This window comes from Streptomyces sp. NPDC044033, from assembly GCF_056434425.1.
Window position 1 is genome coordinate 1 of record NZ_JBWKFF010000029.1, and the last position, 16,361, is coordinate 16,361.

Annotated in this window: 13 protein-coding genes; 7 read left to right on the top strand and 6 right to left on the bottom strand. The window is 72.0% G+C overall.

The genetic code is table 11. From position 1 onward, the window contains the following. Positions 1-171: 171 nt before the first annotated feature. The 4 genes from AC07AB_RS35180 to AC07AB_RS35195 all read right to left on the bottom strand — a co-directional run bounded on the left by AC07AB_RS35180 (position 172) and on the right by AC07AB_RS35195 (position 6,952). Positions 172-3,924 (bottom strand): multifunctional oxoglutarate decarboxylase/oxoglutarate dehydrogenase thiamine pyrophosphate-binding subunit/dihydrolipoyllysine-residue succinyltransferase subunit, encoded by a 3,753-nt coding sequence (locus AC07AB_RS35180; RefSeq protein ID WP_478575851.1) that lies wholly within the window; start codon positions 3,922-3,924, stop codon positions 172-174. Positions 3,925-4,173: 249 nt separating this feature from the next. After that, positions 4,174-5,292: a sensor histidine kinase gene (locus tag AC07AB_RS35185; protein ID WP_478575853.1), complete on the bottom strand. Its 1,119-nt coding sequence runs from the start codon at positions 5,290-5,292 to the stop codon at positions 4,174-4,176. A 70-nt stretch (positions 5,293-5,362) separates the two neighbouring features. Continuing rightward, entirely contained in the window at positions 5,363-6,100 is a 738-nt protein-coding gene (locus tag AC07AB_RS35190) for a response regulator transcription factor (RefSeq protein ID WP_478575855.1), read from the bottom strand. A gap of 111 nt (positions 6,101-6,211) precedes the next feature. Then, positions 6,212-6,952, bottom strand: a complete 741-nt coding sequence (locus AC07AB_RS35195) for a spermidine synthase (RefSeq protein ID WP_478575857.1) — start codon at positions 6,950-6,952, stop codon at positions 6,212-6,214. A 194-nt stretch (positions 6,953-7,146) separates the two neighbouring features. Here AC07AB_RS35195 and AC07AB_RS35200 point away from each other — a divergent pair, with 194 nt between their 5' ends. The 6 genes from AC07AB_RS35200 (at position 7,147) to AC07AB_RS35225 (ending at position 12,419) form a co-directional block, all read left to right on the top strand. Further along, complete coding sequence (locus tag AC07AB_RS35200) at positions 7,147-7,866, top strand: rhomboid-like protein (RefSeq protein WP_478575859.1); 720 nt, start codon at positions 7,147-7,149, stop codon at positions 7,864-7,866. Between the two features lie 79 nt (positions 7,867-7,945). After that, a complete protein-coding gene (locus tag AC07AB_RS35205) occupies positions 7,946-8,851 on the top strand; it encodes a pentapeptide repeat-containing protein (RefSeq protein ID WP_478575860.1) in 906 nt (301 codons plus the stop codon). Positions 8,852-9,023: 172 nt separating this feature from the next. Continuing rightward, the gene (locus tag AC07AB_RS35210) at positions 9,024-10,499 is read left to right on the top strand and encodes a glycoside hydrolase family 5 protein (protein ID WP_478575861.1); all 1,476 of its coding nucleotides are present in this window, start codon (positions 9,024-9,026) and stop codon (positions 10,497-10,499) included. A gap of 117 nt (positions 10,500-10,616) precedes the next feature. Beyond that, complete coding sequence (locus AC07AB_RS35215; protein WP_478575862.1) at positions 10,617-10,931, top strand: ArsR/SmtB family transcription factor; 315 nt, start codon at positions 10,617-10,619, stop codon at positions 10,929-10,931. Further along, on the top strand, positions 10,928-12,040 hold the full coding sequence (arsB, locus tag AC07AB_RS35220; protein WP_478575864.1) for an ACR3 family arsenite efflux transporter: 1,113 nt from the start codon (positions 10,928-10,930) through the stop codon (positions 12,038-12,040). Before AC07AB_RS35215 ends, arsB begins: the two co-directional genes overlap by 4 nt. A gap of 103 nt (positions 12,041-12,143) precedes the next feature. Next, positions 12,144-12,419 (top strand): hypothetical protein, encoded by a 276-nt coding sequence (locus AC07AB_RS35225; RefSeq protein WP_478575866.1) that lies wholly within the window; start codon positions 12,144-12,146, stop codon positions 12,417-12,419. Positions 12,420-12,763: 344 nt separating this feature from the next. Here AC07AB_RS35225 and AC07AB_RS35230 read toward each other — a convergent pair whose 3' ends face one another. Continuing rightward, complete coding sequence (locus AC07AB_RS35230) at positions 12,764-13,753, bottom strand: zinc-dependent alcohol dehydrogenase family protein (protein ID WP_478575867.1); 990 nt, start codon at positions 13,751-13,753, stop codon at positions 12,764-12,766. Positions 13,754-13,865: 112 nt separating this feature from the next. Between AC07AB_RS35230 and AC07AB_RS35235 the strand changes: the two genes are divergently transcribed. Beyond that, on the top strand, positions 13,866-14,834 hold the full coding sequence (locus AC07AB_RS35235) for an AraC family transcriptional regulator (protein ID WP_478575869.1): 969 nt from the start codon (positions 13,866-13,868) through the stop codon (positions 14,832-14,834). A gap of 233 nt (positions 14,835-15,067) precedes the next feature. On the opposite strand, the gene AC07AB_RS35240 is transcribed toward AC07AB_RS35235, so the two are convergent. Next, positions 15,068-16,240 (bottom strand): 4-hydroxybenzoate 3-monooxygenase, encoded by a 1,173-nt coding sequence (locus AC07AB_RS35240; protein ID WP_478575870.1) that lies wholly within the window; start codon positions 16,238-16,240, stop codon positions 15,068-15,070. Positions 16,241-16,361 lie beyond the last annotated feature (121 nt).

Genomic DNA, 16,361 nt, shown 5'->3' on the forward strand with positions numbered 1-16,361 from the left:
CCCCTCCCCCCCCCCCCCCCCCCCCCCCCCCCCCCACCCCCCCCCCCCCCCCCCCCCCCCCCCTCCCCCCCCCCCCCCCCCCCCCCCCCCCCCCCACCCCCCACCCCCCCCCCACCCCCCCCCCCCCCCCCCCCCCCCCCCCCCGCCCCTCTCGGCTGCGCTGGGGCCAGGTCAGATGTCGAAGACCTCGTTGACCAGGGCCACCTGCTCCGCCTGGTGGCGCTTGTTCGAGCCCACCGCCGGCGAGGAGCCGTGCGGGCGGGAGACCCGCCGCAGCCGCTCCGGAGCGGGGATGTCCGCGCCGACCGCCAGGTCGAGGTGGTCGATCAGGTTGAGCGCGACGAACGGCCACGCACCCTGGTTCGCCGGCTCCTCCTGGGCCCACACGAACTTCGCCGCGTTGGAGTACCGGGCGATCTCGGCCTGGAGCTCCTCACCCGGCAGCGGGTAGAGGCGCTCGATGCGGACGATGGCGGTGTCCGTCAGACCGCGCTTGGTGCGCTCCTCGGCGAGGTCGTAGTAGACCTTGCCCGAGCAGAAGACGACCTTGCGGACGTCCGCGGCGTTCACCGAGTCGTCGCCGATCACCGGCCGGAAGCTGCCGGTGGTGAACTCCTCCGCCTTGGACGCCGCCGCCTTCAGACGCAGCATCGACTTCGGGGTGAAGACGACGAGCGGCTTGTGGTGCGGGTTGTGCACCTGCCAGCGCAGCAGGTGGAAGTAGTTCGACGGCAGGGTCGGCATGGCGACCGTCATGTTGTTCTGCGCGCAGAGCTGGAGGTAGCGCTCGATACGGGCCGAGGAGTGGTCCGGGCCCTGGCCCTCGTAGCCGTGCGGCAGCAGCAGCGTGACCCCGGAGGTCTGGTTCCACTTCTGCTCGGCGGAGGAGATCAGCTCGTCGATGACGGTCTGTGCGCCGTTGGCGAAGTCGCCGAACTGCGCCTCCCACATGACCAGCGCGTCCGGGCGGGCCAGCGAGTAGCCGTACTCGAAGCCCATCGCCGCGTACTCGCTCAGCAGCGAGTCGTAGACGTTGTAGCGGGCCTGGTCCTCGGAGAGGTAGAGCAGCGGGGTGTAGTCCTGCCCGGTCTCCCGGTCCACCAGCACCGCGTGGCGCTGGCCGAAGGTGCCGCGGCGGGAGTCCTGGCCGGCGAGCCGGACCGGGGTGCCCTCCATCAGCAGCGAGCCGATGGCGAGCGTCTCGCCGGTGCCCCAGTCGATCGTGCCCTCCTCGACCTGCGTCGCCCGGCGCTGCAGCTGCGGGAGCAGCCGCGGGTGCACGGTGACCCGGTCGGGGATGTTGACCTGGGACTCGGCGATCCGCTTGAGGACCTCCTGGGAGATCGCGGTCTTCACCGCCACCGGGAACTCCGCCTGCGGCTGCGGGACCTCGGTCGGGGCCGGGGCCGTGGTGGCCTCCCGGACCTCGGTGAAGACCTTCTCCAGCTGCCCCTGGAAGTCCTGGAGCGCCTGCTCGGCCTCTTCCAGGGTGATGTCGCCGCGGCCGATGAGGGACTCGGTGTAGAGCTTGCGCACCGAGCGCTTCTTGTCGATCACGTGGTACATCAGCGGCTGCGTGAACTCGGGGTTGTCGGTCTCGTTGTGACCCCGGCGCCGGTAGCAGATCAGGTCGATGACGACGTCCTTGTTGAACGCCTGGCGGTACTCGAAGGCGAGCCGCGCGACGCGCACCACGGCCTCCGGGTCGTCGCCGTTCACGTGGAAGATCGGCGCCTCGATCATGCGGGCCACGTCGGTGGCGTACATGGAGGAGCGGGCCGACTCCGGCGCGGCGGTGAAGCCGACCTGGTTGTTGATGACGATGTGCACCGTGCCGCCGGTGCGGTAGCCGCGCAGCTGCGACATGTTGAGCGTCTCGGCCACCACGCCCTGGCCCGCGAAGGCCGCGTCGCCGTGCAGCTGGACCGGCAGGACCGTGAAGTCCGTGCCGCCCTTGCCGATGACGTCCTGCTTGGCGCGGGAGATGCCCTCGACCACCGGGTCGACGGTCTCCAGGTGCGAGGGGTTGGCGGCCAGCGAGACCTGGATCTGCTCGCCGTCCAGACCGGTGAAGGTGCCCTCGGCGCCCAGGTGGTACTTCACGTCGCCGGAGCCGTGCATCGACTTCGGGTCGAGGTTGCCCTCGAACTCGCGGAAGATCTGCGCGTACGACTTGCCGACGATGTTGGCGAGGACGTTGAGGCGGCCGCGGTGGGCCATGCCGATGACGACCTCGTCGAGGCGCGACTCGGCGGCCGAGTCGATGACCGCGTCGAGCAGTGGGATGACGGACTCGCCGCCCTCCAGCGAGAAGCGCTTCTGACCGACGTACTTGGTCTGGAGGAACGTCTCGAACGCCTCGGCGGCGTTCAGCCGGCGCAGGATGCGCAGCTGCTCGTCACGCTCGGGCTTGGCGTGACCGCGCTCCACGCGGTCCTGGATCCACTTGCGCTCCTTGGGGTCCTGGATGTGCATGAACTCGATGCCGGTGGTGCGGCAGTACGAGTCGCGGAGCACGCCCAGGATGTCGCGCAGCTTCATCATCGACTTGCCGGAGAAGCCGCCGACGGCGAACTCGCGCTCCAGGTCCCACAGCGTCAGCCCGTGCTCGATGATGTCGAGGTCCGGGTGCTTGCGCTGGCGGTACTCCAGCGGGTCGGTGTCGGCCATGACGTGGCCGCGGACCCGGTAGGAGTGGATCAGGTCGAAGACGCGCGCGCCCTTGGTGACGTCGTTGTCGTGCGAGACGTCGATGTCGCGGAGCCAGCGGACCGGCTCGTACGGGATGCGCAGCGCCTTGAAGATCTCGTCGAAGAACTCGTTCTCGCCGAGCAGCAGCTGGTTCATGATCCGCAGGAACTCGCCGGAGGCGGCGCCCTGGATCACCCGGTGGTCGTACGTCGAGGTCAGGGTCATGACCTTGGAGATGCCCAGCTTGTTCAGGGCGTCCTGAGAGGTGCCCTGGAACTCGGCGGGGTAGTCCATCGCGCCGACGCCGAGGATGAGGCCCTGGCCGGGCATCAGGCGCGGCACGGAGTGCACGGTGCCGATGCCGCCGGGGTTGGTCAGCGACGCGGTGACGCCGGTGAAGTCGTCCATCGTCAACTTGTTCGCGCGGGCGCGGCGGACGATGTCCTCGTACGCCTGCCAGAACTCGAAGAAGTTGAGCGTCTCCGCCTTCTTGATCCCCGCGACCACGAGCTGGCGGTCGCCGTTGGGCTTGACCAGGTCGATGGCGAGACCGAGGTTGACGTGCTCGGGCTTGACGAGGGTCGGCTTGCCGTCCTTCTCCGCGAAGGAGTGGTTCATCGACGGCATCAGCTTCAGCGCCTGCACCATGGCGTAGCCGATGAGGTGCGTGAAGGAGACCTTGCCACCCCGGGCGCGCTTGAGGTGGTTGTTGATCACGATGCGGTTGTCGAAGAGCAGCTTCACCGGGACCGCGCGCACGGACGTGGCCGTCGGCAGCTCCAGCGAGGCGTTCATGTTCTTCGCGACCGCTGCGGCGGGACCCCGCAGCGTGACGTACTCCGTGCCCTCGGCGACCGGGCTCGCGGGCTTCGCGGCGGGCTTCGGCGCCGCGCTCGGGGCCGGAGCGGCGGCGGCCGGCTGCGGAGCGGCCTTCACAGGCTGGGCCGGTGCGGCCGGTGCGGCCGGTGCGGCCGGTGCGGCCGGTGGGGCGGTGGTGGGGGCCGGAGTATCGGCCTCCGTGACACCCTGCGGCGGCTGAGCCGCCGGGGCGCCCGGCTTGTAGTCGGCGAAGAAGTCCCACCAGGCTCGGTCGACCGAGTTCGGGTCCTGGAGGTACTGCTGGTAGATCTCGTCGACGAGCCACTCATTGGGGCCGAAGACATCGGCTGGGCTCTTGCCCGGCCCGTTCTCTTCGGTCGAGATGCTCGAGGTGTTGGGGGACTGTGGCGACACGGCGGCAACCGCCCTCTTCCGCTTCCTAAGGTGGTGGACAGCGGGAATAAAGGCTACGCCTCTTGGGACCTTGCTTGCAGGCCACACGGGCCAGTCGTCGCGCAAGTCACATTGTTGGGTTGGTTTCGTGGCGTGACTTGGCGGGAAACACACCGAGTTTCGCTGTCCTTGAGGTCCCCAAGACTCTCCGAGGGTTCGGGTGATAGCGCCCACAACCCTCGAATGTGTGCTTCCGCAGTCGACCCTACGTCAACTCGCCTGGCGAGGCGTCCCCGGAAGAGTGACTTTGATGCGGCACCCACGGGGGGATTCGGCCACCCCTATCCGGCCACCGTGCAGATCGACCGCCCAGCGCGCGATGGCCAGCCCCAGCCCCGTACCGCCGTCGGTCCCCGGCCCCTGCTGGCCCGAGCCGCCCCGGTTGAAGCGCTCGAAGACCCGGTGCCGCTCGGACTCGGGGATGCCGGGCCCCTCGTCGATAACCTCCAGTGCCAGGGTCTCCTCGCCCTCACCGTCGCCGCGCCGGGCCCGGACCGTGACCCGGCCCCGCTGCGGACTGTGCTTGACCGCGTTGTCGACCAGGTTGGCCACGACCTGGTGCAGCCGCTCCACGTCCGCGTACGCGGTCAGTTCCGGTGGAGACACGTCCAGATGGAGATGGACGTCCTTGCGGGTGTGCGGTGCCGAGCCGCTGCCGTTGGCCATGCTGGCCTCCTTCAGGACGCCCGCCAGATACGGCCAGACCTCGAAGCGCCGCGAGCGCAGCGGCACGACGCCGTTGTCCAGCCGGGAGAGGTCCAGCAGCTGCTCGACGAGCCGGCCGAGCCGCTGCGTCTGGCGCAGCGCGATCCGCATGGTCTCCGGATCGGCCTCCGAGACGCCGTCGACGACGTTCTCCAGCACCGCGCGCAGCCCCGCGATGGGGGTGCGCAGCTCGTGCGAGACGTTGGCGACCAGCTCCTTGCGATGGGTGTCCACCGCCTCCAGATCGGCGGCCATGTGGTTGAAGGCGTTGGCCAGGTCGCCGAACTCGTCGCGCCGGTCGGCCCGTACCCGCCGGGTGTAGTCGCCGTGCGCCATGGCCCCGGTGATCTCGGTCATCTCGTCCAGCGGCGCGGTCAGCCCCTGCGCCACGAACTGGGTGATCAGCAGCGAGGCGATGATCGAGAAGACGGTGATGATGCGCAGCTCGGTCGCGGAGTGGATCGCGACGAAGACCAGCAGGGTGGTGATGATCACCGACCCGATGACGAGAGCGCCGAGCGCGGCCTTCACCGACCGGTACGGGTCGAGGGGGCGCAGCGCCTCCCATACCCGGCCCCACGCTCCGGTCCGCTTGGCCCGCTCGGTCCGCTCGGTCCCGCTCACCGGGCGCCGCCGGCGGTCGCGCCGCGGCCGGGCGCCGGGCGGTCCGCCCCGCCGCCGCGTGTGCGGCCCGTCATACGGCCGGGGTCTCCAGTGCGTAGCCCACGCCGTGGACCGTGCGGATGCGCTCGGCCCCGATCTTCCGGCGCAGCGCCTTGATGTGGCTGTCCACGGTCCTGGTCCCGGAGGCGTCGGCCCAGTCCCACACCTCCGCCAGCAGCTGCTCGCGCGAGAGGACCGCGCGGGGCGTATTGGCGAGGCAGACCAGCAGGTCGAACTCGGTGGGCGTCAGATGCACGTCGATGCCGCGCACCCGCACCCGGCGCTGCGCGTGGTCGATCTCCAGCTCGCCCAGGCGCAGTATGCCGCTGCGCGGGGTGTGCGCGGCCATCGCCGCCCGCTCCACCCGGCGCAGCAGTACGTGCACCCGCGCCGCCAGCTCCCGCATCGAGAACGGCTTGGTCATGTAGTCGTCCGCGCCGACGCCGAGCCCGACCAGCATGTCGGTCTCGTCGTCGCGGGCGGTCAGCATCAGGACGGGCACCGGCCGCTGCGCCTGGACCCGGCGGCAGACTTCCAGGCCGTCGAAGCCGGGCAGCATGACGTCCAGCACGAGGGCGTCGGGCTGCCACGCCTCGGCCGTCTCCACGGCCGCGGGCCCGTCGCCCGCGGTCTGCACCTGGAACCCCTCGGCGCGCAGCCGGGCCGCGATGGCGTCGACTATCGTCTGGTCGTCCTCGACGACCAGCACCCTCCGCTGTGCGCCCGGAGTGGCCGCGGCGCCGCCCGGGCTGATGTGTGTCTGCTCCATGCGCCCCGCCCTTAGCGTCTTTCCGTGCCCGGTCGTGCTTGGTCATGCCTGGCTCGTGCGTGCCTGGTCGGCTCTACGCAAAGCAGAGTACGGGCAGGTGGCAAGGGAGGGCTACGCGCCCCGAACCGCCAGGTGGACCACGTCCGGTACGCCTCGGGCAACTGCGATCTCTTCCGTCCGTACACCCGTGAACCCGGCATTCCGGAGAGCTGCGTCGAAGGCCGCGGAGGGCTGCGCGGACCACACGGCGAGCACGCCTCCGGGGTTCAGCCGGGCGCGGCAGGCGGCGAGTCCGGCGGGGGAGTAGAGGCCGCCGTTGTCCTCGGTGACGGTCCAGCCGGGGCCGTTGTCGATGTCCAGGCAGAGCGCGTCGTAGGTGTGCGGGGCGTTACGCACGTACGCGACGAGGTCGGTGTGCAGGATCTCGGTCCGGGGGTCGGCGAGCGCCTCGGCGGAGACGGCGGCGAGCGGCCCGGTGCGGTGCCAGCCGATGACGGCCCGCTCGCGCTCGACGACGGCGATCCGGCCCCAGCGCCGCTCGGCGGCGGCCCGCGCGAGGGAGAAGCCGACGCCGAGGCCGCCGATCAGGAGGGCGGGCGCCGGCCGCTCGGGCGGCAGCGCGGCGAGCGCCGCGTCGATCAGCAGCCGCTCGGAGCGGCCGTCGGAGGTGTCCATCAGGAAGCAGCCGTTGGCGATGATCTCGTAGACGTCGCCGGCCGCTTCCGCCGCTCCGCCGCCCGCCGCCGAACGCCCGCCGCCCGCGGCGCGCCGCCTGAGCACCACCTCGCCGTACGGGCCCTCGTGGCGCTCCAAGGTGACGGGGGCATCGGTGGCGTCGTACTGCGTCGACATGGTGCAAGACCTCCGGGCGGCTCGGCGGTGAACGGGGTGGAAAGGCGCGGAGACGGGACGCCTCGTACGCATTTTCGGTTGCCTATTGTGACAGGGGTCACTGACAGGGGTTGATTCCCGGGTCGACGCTGCACCTTAATGTTCTGAGAGCGACCGAGGGACACGGCCGCCCGGGAGGAAGGGGCTCGACCGCCGTGACCTTGGTGGACGCTGCCGATGTGCCGGTTGTCACGTCTGCGGGGGCCGCGCGCCCGCTCGCGCCGGGATGGCTGAGACGGGCCCTGGAACTGCGGCCCTGGCGCATCCTCCCGACCCCTGTCGGCACCCCCTTCACCTTCGGCTACGCCCTCGTCCTGATGGCCACCGCCGCGTACGCCGACTACGGCGACCAGGCGACCGTCAGCCAGCTGCTCCGCGACTCCAGCACCGATGTCGCGCACCTCTCGGACCGGCCGCTGCTGGCCCTCGTCGCGAGCGCGCTGTGGGTCGCGGGCGGGCTCCAGTCGGCGTACGGACTCGCCTTCCTCCTTATCCTCACGGCGCTCGAACGACGCGTCGGCGGCCTGCGCACCGTCGGCGTCTTCCTCCTCGGGCACGTCCTCGCGACCCTCGCCACGGAGCTTCCGGTGGCCTGGGGCGTCGCCATGGGCGAGCTGCCGACGGCCTCCCTGCACCGCCTGGACTACGGCATCAGCTTCGGCCTGATGGCGTGCGCGGGCGCGCTCGCGGGGCTGCTGGCGCCCTGGGCCCGGTGGACGCTGCTGGGGGCGGTGGGGCTGTTGTGCGCCCGGGACCTGCTGGAGTACCTCGACCCCCTCTCCGCCTGGGGCCACCCGCTGGCCTGCCTGGTCGGGATCGCCTGCTGGCCCGCCGTCCGGCAGCGGGTACGGGCGCGGGCGCCGGCACGGCTCTGAGGGGAACGGGCGCGGGCACGGCCCTGAAGGGGAACGGGCGCGGGCACGGTTCCGACGGGTACGGGCGCGGGCTGAGAGGATGGGGGGCCGCCCCGCCGGGCGGCATCCGCCTCGCTCCAGGAGCCCACGCACGTTGTCCGACGACGACCACGCACAGCCATCCCCCGGCACCTCCGACGACGCCGACGCGCTCGGTCTGCGGTCCGACTGCGCCAGCTGCTTCGGACTGTGCTGCGTCGCGCTGCCCTTCGCGGCCTCGGCGGACTTCGCGATCGACAAGGACGCCGGGAAGCCCTGCCGCAACCTGCGGACGGACTTCCGCTGCGGCATCCACGCCGACCTGCGGCAGCACGGCTTCTCGGGCTGCACCGTCTTCGACTGCTTCGGCGCGGGCCAGAAGGTCTCCCAGGTCACCTTCGGCGGCCGGGACTGGCGGCAGGCACCGGACACCGCGCGCCGGATGTTCGACGTGTTCCCCGTCATGCGGCAGCTCCACGAACTCCTGTGGTACCTCGCCGAAGCGCTGACCCTCCCGCGGGCCCGTCCCCTCCACGGCGAACTGCGCGACGCCCTGCACCGGACCGAGCGCCTCACCGGCGGCAGCGCCGAGGAGCTGGCCGAGCTCGACGTGGCGGCGCACCGGGGCGAGGTCAACGCGCTGCTGCTGCGTACGAGCGAGCTCGTACGGGCCGGTGTCGCGGGGCGCAAGAAACAGCACCGGGGCGCCGACCTCATGGGTGCCAGGCTCCGCGGCGCGGACCTGCGGGGCGCCAACCTCCGTGGCGCCTACCTCATCGCCGCCGATCTGGGCGGCGCCGACCTGCGTTCGGCCGACCTGATCGGCGCCGACCTCCGCGACGCCGAGCTGAGCGGCGCGGACCTCACGGGCAGCATCTTCCTCACCCAGGCCCAGCTCAACGCGGCCAAGGGCGACGCCGCCACCAAGCTCCCCGGGGCGCTTACGCGGCCGGGGCACTGGAGCTGAGCCGCCTGACGCGGCGCTGAGCCGCCCGGCGCTGCCGGTGTGCCGCCCGGCGTTGCCGGTGTGCCGCCCGGCGTTGCCGGGCGCCGGACGGGAAGAGCTCGGACCGCGCCCATTGAAGGTTCACGGTCAACCTGATTGGCTCTCCGGCACCCGACCGCCGGGAGTGCTGCCCATGCGAGCCTTCAGACCCTCCGCCGCCAGAGCCGCCGGGTTCCTCAGCGTCCTGTGCGCCGTCGTCCTGGCGGGCGGCCTCGCCCCTCCCTCACGAGCGGCCCCGGTTCCGGCCCCCGGACCCGCCCCGGCCACCTGCACCGCCCTCAGCTCCGCGCCGAGCCCCGCCCCCGCCCCCGGGATACCGCGGCTGACCGACGACCGCGGCCGGGTCGTCACCCTGCGCGGCTGGAATGTCGAGGACAAGACCCACCGCGGCCCCGACGCCCTGACCGCCATCACCGAGAAGCACTTCCGCGACCTGCGCGGCCAGGGCTTCGGCTTCGCCCGCCTGCTGATCTTCTGGGACGACCTGGAGCCCGGCCCCGGCCGGTACAGCGAGCGCTACCTCCGCCGGATCGGGCGCATCCTGGACTGGGCGGAGAAGTACCGCGTCCGCGTCCTCATCGACGCGCACCAGGACGTCTTCGGCCCGGCCTTCGGGCACCGGGGCATACCCCGCTGGGCGACGCGCACCGACGGGCTGCCCTTCACCCCCCACCCCGGTGACTGGTTCGCCGAGTACTTCGAGCCCGCCGTGCAGCGCGCCTTCACCCACCTCTACGAGGGCGCGGACCTCCGGCGCGCCCAGGCCCGTATGTGGCGCGTCCTCGCCGACCGCTTCGGCGGCCACCCGGCCGTACTCGGCTACGACCTCGTCAACGAGCCGATGGGCGAGCTGCGCGCGGGCGAGGACCTGCCGACGGCGGCCCGCCGGATCGAGGCCGAGCAGCTCACCCCCATGTACCGCCGCATCGCCCGCGCCATCCGCCGCGCCGACCGCCGGACCTGGCTGTTCGTGGAGCCCACCCCGGTCGTCGGCGAGGGGGTGCCGACCGGGCTCGGGAGGGTCGGGGACCCGAAGGTGGTGTACGCCCCGCACTTCTACGACACGGCGATGGAGGCGGGCGGCGACTACGACCCGGCGGCGGGCTGGATCGAGTCGTACGAGGCGGCCGTCACCGGCTATCCGAAGCGATACGGCGTTCCGGTGGTGCTCGGCGAGTGGGGCCCGCCGGACAGCGGCCTCCCGCACATGAACCGGTTCTACCGGGACGCCCTGGCCTCCATGGCCCGCTACAGCTCCGGCTGGGCGGGCTATGTGTGGTGCTACGGCGGCGGCTACTGCGCCCTCGATGCGGCGGGCCGGCTCCGCCCGAACAAGGACCTGACCGCCGCCCCGTACGCCGCCGCGGTCGCGGGCCGGGTGCGCGCGGAGACGTACGACCCGGACAGCCGCCACTACCGCCTCACCTACGTAGTCGGCTCTTCGGCGCCCACCGAGATCTCCCTGCCGCCGGACGCGCGGGGCTGGCGGGTCGCGGTGGCGGGCCGGGCCCGGAGCGATGCGCGCGCGGTGGCGCGGGGGAGGTCGGCGGTGGTGCGGGTGCGGGCGGCGCCGGGAGCGCGGGTGGTGGTGACGGCGCGTCCGGGATGACGTTCGGGGTGCGGAGCGGACGGTGCGCGCAGCGGCCGGTGACCGCCGACCGTCGGCCGCCGGCCGCTGCGGCATCGGCGGTGGCATCAGCGCCGACTGATGTGAAAGCATCAGTCCATGCTGACATCAGTAGACGCTGATCTGCTCCAGGTCCTGTCCTCCCCGCTCAGGCTCCGGATCGTGACCCTGCTCGCCCGCGAGACGCTGTGCACCACACATCTGGTCGAGGAGACCGGCGCACGTCAGACCAACCTCTCCAACCACCTCAGAGTGCTGCGCGAGGCGGGCGTCGTGGAGACCGAGCCGTGCGGCAACTTCACCTACTACCGGCTGCGGCCGCAGGTCGTCGAGGCGCTGGCCGGTTCGTTCGCGGAACTGGCCGCCACGGCGCGGGAGACCGCGGCCGCCGACCGCAGGAGGCCGTGCCTGTGACCCCCGCCGATCCCGCACCGGCCGCGGAGGCCCGTACGGCCCATACGGACGCGCCCGAGCCGCCGGTCGCCGCGCGGCTCTCCACGCTCGACCGCTTCCTCGCGGTCTGGATCCTGTTGGCGATGGGCCTCGGGCTGGGCCTCGGCCGGCTGATCCCCGGCCTGAACGACGCCCTCGCGGCGGTCGAGATCGGCGGGGTCTCGCTGCCGATCGCCGTCGGCCTGCTGATCATGATGTATCCGGTCCTCGCGAAGGTCCGTTACGACCGGCTCGACGCGGTCACCGGCGACAAGAGGCTGATGGTCTCCTCACTGGTCGTCAACTGGCTGCTCGGGCCCGCCGTGATGTTCGCGCTGGCCTGGCTCTTCCTGCCGGACCTGCCCGAGTACCGCACCGGCCTGATCATCGTCGGCCTCGCCCGGTGCATCGCCATGGTCATCATCTGGAACGACCTGGCCTGCGGCGACCGCGAGGCCGCCGCCGTGCTCGTCGCCCTGAACTCCGTCTTCCAGGTCGTCGCCTTCGGTCTCCTCGGCTGGTTCTACCTCGACCTGCTGCCCCGTTGGCTGGGCCTCGGCGACGGCCGGCACCTCGACATCTCCATGGGGAAGATCGCCCTGAACGTCGTCATCTTCCTCGGCGTCCCGCTGGTCGCCGGCTTCCTGACCCGCCGCCTGGGGGAGCGGAAGCTGGGCCGGGAGCGGTACGAGGCGAAGGTGCTGCCGAAGATCGGCCCCTGGGCGCTGTACGGGCTGCTGTTCACCATCGTCATCCTCTTCGCCCTGCAAGGGAAGACGATCACCTCGCGGCCGCTGGACGTCGCCCGCATCGCGCTGCCGCTGCTCGCCTACTTCGCGATCATGTGGTTCGGCGCCTTCGCCCTCGGCAAGGGGCTCGGGCTCGCGTACGACCGTACGGCGACCCTCGCGTTCACCGCGGCGGGCAACAACTTCGAACTGGCCATCGCGGTCGCCATCGCCACCTTCGGCGTCACGTCCGGCCAGGCCCTGTCCGGGGTCGTCGGCCCGCTCATCGAGGTGCCGGTGCTGATCGCGCTGGTCTACGTATCCCTGGCCTGGCGGCGGAAGTTCGGCGCTCGGGCGGGGTGAGGCGCGCGGCCGGCGGGCGGTTCGGACCGCCCGCCGAGCCGATGCCGGTGGTATCCCGTGACGACGGGTTGCCGGATGCGGCCGGGCTCCGTAACGATGCCCTATGAGCCTGACGACCGAAGGCCGCGCCCCGGGCCCGGTGCGTTTCTATCTCGCCTGCGACCGCGGGGGCTGCACGGAGCGGGTCACCTTCGACCTGGTGATCTCCGAACCACCACCGGACGAGGAGCTGGATCTCACCAACTTCCTGCTCCATGAGGCCAAGCAGGCGGTTCCGCACATCGCCGAGCTGGGCTGGATCTTCATTCAGGGCGGCGAGGGCTACTGGTGCCCGGCCTGCTCGACCCCCTCCCGCGGACCGGCGGCCGGGGCCTCCTGAGGCGGGGCGGACGGGCGTCGTCCGGATGGCCGCCGCCATCTGTACCGGCCCGCGCTGCGCCGTCTGTACCGGGCTGCGCGGGCTGCCCCGGCGGCGGGTGGCCCGCGGGAAGCGGACGCGGCGACGCGGGCGCCCGCGGGCTGCGGCAGGTCATGAACTCCCGGCAGGTCATGAACTTCCGGCCCGGTGACGCCCCGGACCACCCTCGCCCCGGCCCCCGATCGACGCCCGCGCCCCTCCATACCGGGCCGCGTCGACGCGCATGCCGCATGCCGCATGCCGCACGCCGCGCGGCCGTGTCCGTCGTCTGTCGACGACTGGCCCCCGAGGCCCGGCGCGCGGTGTCAGTGGCTGATGACGACCTTCCCCAGGCCCGCCCCCCGCTCGAAGTAGGAGAGCGCGTCCGGCGCTGCGGCGAACGGGAAGACGCGGTCGATGACCGGTCGCAGCCGGTGCCGGCCGATGACCCGGTTCATCCGCTCGAAGTCGCTCCGGCTGCCGACGGTGACCGTCCTGAGCGTCGCGCCACGCTGGAAGAACCGCGTCAGATCCATGCCGCCGCCCGACGCGAGATTGCCGACGAGGGAGATCCGGCCGCCGTCGGCGAGGGCCTCGACCGACTGGGCGACCGTTCCGGCGCCGCCGATCTCCACGATCAGATCGGCGCCGCGCCCGTCGGTGAGCTCCCGTACCCGGGCGCCCCACTCGGGCGTACGGGTGTAGTCGACGACATCGGACGCGCCGAGGGCGCGCAGGCGCTCGGCCTTCTCCGCGCTGGACGTCGTGGCCAGCACGTGCGCCCCGGCCAGGCGGGCGAATTGCAGGGCGAAGACGGACACGCCGCCCGAGCCCTGGACGAGCAGGGTGTCGCCCGGCCCGATCCCGCTGACGGCCGACCACGCCGTGAGCGCGGCGCACGGGAGCGTGGCCGCCTCCTCGAAGGAGAGGTGGTCCGGCACGCCGACCACGCTCTCCTCGTGGACGGCGATGTACTCGGTGAGCCAGCCGTCGCGCTGCACCCCGTACAGCTCGCCCCACCCGGAGAAGGGCCCGTAGAGCCAGGCCGGGTGGAAGCTGCTCATGACGCGGTCGCCGACGCGGAATCGCGAGACCCCGTCCCCGGCCGCCTCCACGACGCCCGCGCCGTCGGAGAGCGGGACGCGCCCCGGCGGCACCGCGGCCGAGTACCTCCCGCTGACGATGAGCCGGTCACGCGCGTTGAGCGCGCTGGCCTTCACCCGTACGAGCACGTGACCGGCGGCGGGAACCGGCACCGGGCGCTCCACGGGGACGACCGGGCCGCCGCTGTCGCCGTTCACCTGAAATGTGCGCATGAAGCGCTCTTCGCTGGTAGCTCTCACGCCTTCACGCTAGGGCCGGGCGACTGGATGGAAAGTATCATTCGGTCCAGGATTTAGTGCCGATCGTCCAGGAGAGGGGGAAGGTATGGACCCGATCGACGACCTCCTCGCCACGATGAGGATCGAGGACGCCCGGTACGTACGGGTGGAGGCCCGCGCGCCGTGGGGCATCTCGTTCCCTCCCCGGCACCTCGCCCGGCTGGTGCTGATCTCCAGCGGTTCGTGCTGGCTGACCGCGGACGTCCTCGACCGGCCGCAGCGGCTGACGGCGAACGACTGCTTCCTGGTACGGGCGGGCATCGACTTCACGCTCCAGGACGAGCGCGGCAGGACGGCCGTCGACTGCGAGGAAGTGTTCGCCCGGGGACAATCCGCCCGGGGACGATGGGAGGGGCAGGGGGCCGGCGGCTCGGCGCGGGCCGGGGGCGACGGCGCGCTGACCGAGATCGTCTCCAGCCGGTTCGCCTTCGACGCCGTGGCGGCCGAGCCGCTGTTCGCCCTCCTGCCGCCGCTGTTCCGGCTGAGCCTGGACGATACGGCCGGCCACCTGCTGCGCACCACGTTCGACCTCATCGCCCGGGAGAGCGAGACGGGCCGGATCGGCGGGGGCTTCGTCATGAGCCGCCTGTCCGACGTGCTGTTCGTCCAGGCGCTACGGGCCTGCTGCGCGGAGTTCGGCGGCGGCGCGGTCGGCTGGCTCGCCGCGCTGCGCGAGCCGCGACTGGCCCAGGTCATGCGGGAGATGCACGAGGACCTGGCCCACCCCTGGACGGTCGACGCCCTCGCCCGCAAGGCAGGCATGTCCCGCTCGGCGTTCGCCGCCCTGTTCAAGGAGAAGGCGGGCGACACCCCGCTCGGCTACCTCACGGCGTGGCGCATGTACCGGGTGAAGACCCTGCTCCGGGAGACGCCGCTGAGCGTCCAGGAGATCGCGGTCAGGGTCGGCTACGACACCGGCAGCGCGCTGAGCCGCGCGTTCCTGCGCCGGGAGGGCATCGCTCCCGGGACCTGGCGGCAGCTGAGGGGCCGGCCCTCCCCGCCGGAGGACGCCTGACGCGTCCGGGCTGTCTGCGGGGCCCCTGTCCGGTCCGCGCAGACCCGCTGCGCGTTCTCGGGTGGGTCCGGCCCCCGACTGCTGCCGCGGGCATGACCACGCGAAGCCCACGGATTCCGCGACGAGTTCATGGGCTGTGGCGTGAGCGATCACAGGTGCCGACGGGCGAAGCGGTCCCGCAGCGGCAGGCCGGCAGGCCGGCAGGCCGACGGGCCGACCTGCCGCCCTCGGCGTCAATTCACCCCGGAGGTGAGTTCGCTGAAGAGCCGGTTCGCCGCGGGTGAGGTGAACTGGCGCTGCAATTCGGCTCGGGCGATCTGCTTGCGGAACTCCCCTTCATGAGAGGCGTCACCGGCGTTGTGCATGAGGTCGGTGATCCATGCCGCGAACGCCTGGTAGTTCCAGATGTGGCGCAGGCAGTCGTCGGAGTAGGTGTCGAGCAGGCTCGCGTCGCCCTGCTGGAGCTGCCGGATGAGGGCGCGAGCGAGCACCTCGGCGTCGTTGAGGGCGAGGTTGATCCCCTTCGCGCTCATCGGCGGGACGATGTGGGCGGCGTCGCCGAGCAGGTACAGCTTGCCGTGGCTCATCGGGCTGTAGACCACGCTGCGCAGGGGCAGGATCCGCTTGTCGGCGATCGGCCCGGGGGTCACGGGCGTGCCGAACCGGGCGCCCAGTTCGCTCCAGACGCGCTCGTCGGGCCACTGCTCGATGGTGTCGTCGAGCCGGCACTGGAGGTAGAGGCGGCTGGCCTTCGCGCCGCGGGGGATCAGTCCGGCCAGGCCGCGGGGGTGGATCGCCATGCCGGAGGGGCGGCTCGCGGGCACGTCGGCGAGGATGCTCACCCAGGAGTATCCGTATGCGTGGGAGTAGCGGGTCAGTGCGTCTTCGGGGATGGTGGCGCGGCTGACGCCGTGGTGGCCGTCGCAGCCGGCGATGAAGTCGCAGCTGATGGTCTGCGCCGAGCCCGTGCTGTCCTGGTAGCGCACCAGGGGATGGGGGCCGTGGAGGTTTTCCAGGGTGACGTCGGCGGCTGCGAAGCGGAGGTCTCCGCCGTCGCGGAGGAAGACGTCGGTGAGGTTGCGGACGAGGATCTGCTGGGGGTAGAACAGGCTTTCGTCGTCGTCAATGACGCCGATCGGCATTTCCTCGCCGTCGATGAAGAAGCCACCCCCGGCCTCGGTGATGGGGTCCCCCTCCATCACCTCTTCGAGCCCCCACGCGCGGAACAGGCGCACTCCGCGGGTGTCGATGGTTCCGGCGCGCTGACGCTGCTCGACGTATGCGCGGCTGTGCTTTTCCAGCACGGTGCAGTTGATGCCGTTGCGGAGCAGGAAGTTGCCGAGCGTGAGCCCGGCCACCCCGGCCCCCACGATCACGACGGCCGTGTTCTCGGGTGTCTCAGTCATGTCGGAGCGCCTTCTCGGAAGCGGGCGGCACGCCGTTCGGTCAGAGCGTGAAGTGGCGTGCCGCCAGGGTTGGTTCGGCCTTCTGACCACCACTGTGGAAGCCGACGGCGTTGCCGCAAAC

Excerpts from the sequence above, each read along its gene's own strand:
- AC07AB_RS35225 (WP_478575866.1), top strand. The coding sequence starts at position 12,144 with ATGAGCCTGACGACCGAAGGCCGCGCCCCGGGCCCGGTGCGTTTCTAT.
- AC07AB_RS35240 (WP_478575870.1), bottom strand. The coding sequence starts at position 16,240 with ATGACTGAGACACCCGAGAACACGGCCGTCGTGATCGTGGGGGCCGGG.
- AC07AB_RS35215 (WP_478575862.1), top strand. The coding sequence starts at position 10,617 with ATGCTGACATCAGTAGACGCTGATCTGCTCCAGGTCCTGTCCTCCCCG.
- AC07AB_RS35190 (WP_478575855.1), bottom strand. The coding sequence starts at position 6,100 with ATGGAGCAGACACACATCAGCCCGGGCGGCGCCGCGGCCACTCCGGGC.
- AC07AB_RS35205 (WP_478575860.1), top strand. The coding sequence starts at position 7,946 with ATGGGGGGCCGCCCCGCCGGGCGGCATCCGCCTCGCTCCAGGAGCCCA.
- AC07AB_RS35230 (WP_478575867.1), bottom strand. The coding sequence starts at position 13,753 with ATGCGCACATTTCAGGTGAACGGCGACAGCGGCGGCCCGGTCGTCCCC.
- AC07AB_RS35235 (WP_478575869.1), top strand. The coding sequence starts at position 13,866 with ATGGACCCGATCGACGACCTCCTCGCCACGATGAGGATCGAGGACGCC.
- AC07AB_RS35195 (WP_478575857.1), bottom strand. The coding sequence starts at position 6,952 with ATGTCGACGCAGTACGACGCCACCGATGCCCCCGTCACCTTGGAGCGC.
- AC07AB_RS35210 (WP_478575861.1), top strand. The coding sequence starts at position 9,024 with ATGCGAGCCTTCAGACCCTCCGCCGCCAGAGCCGCCGGGTTCCTCAGC.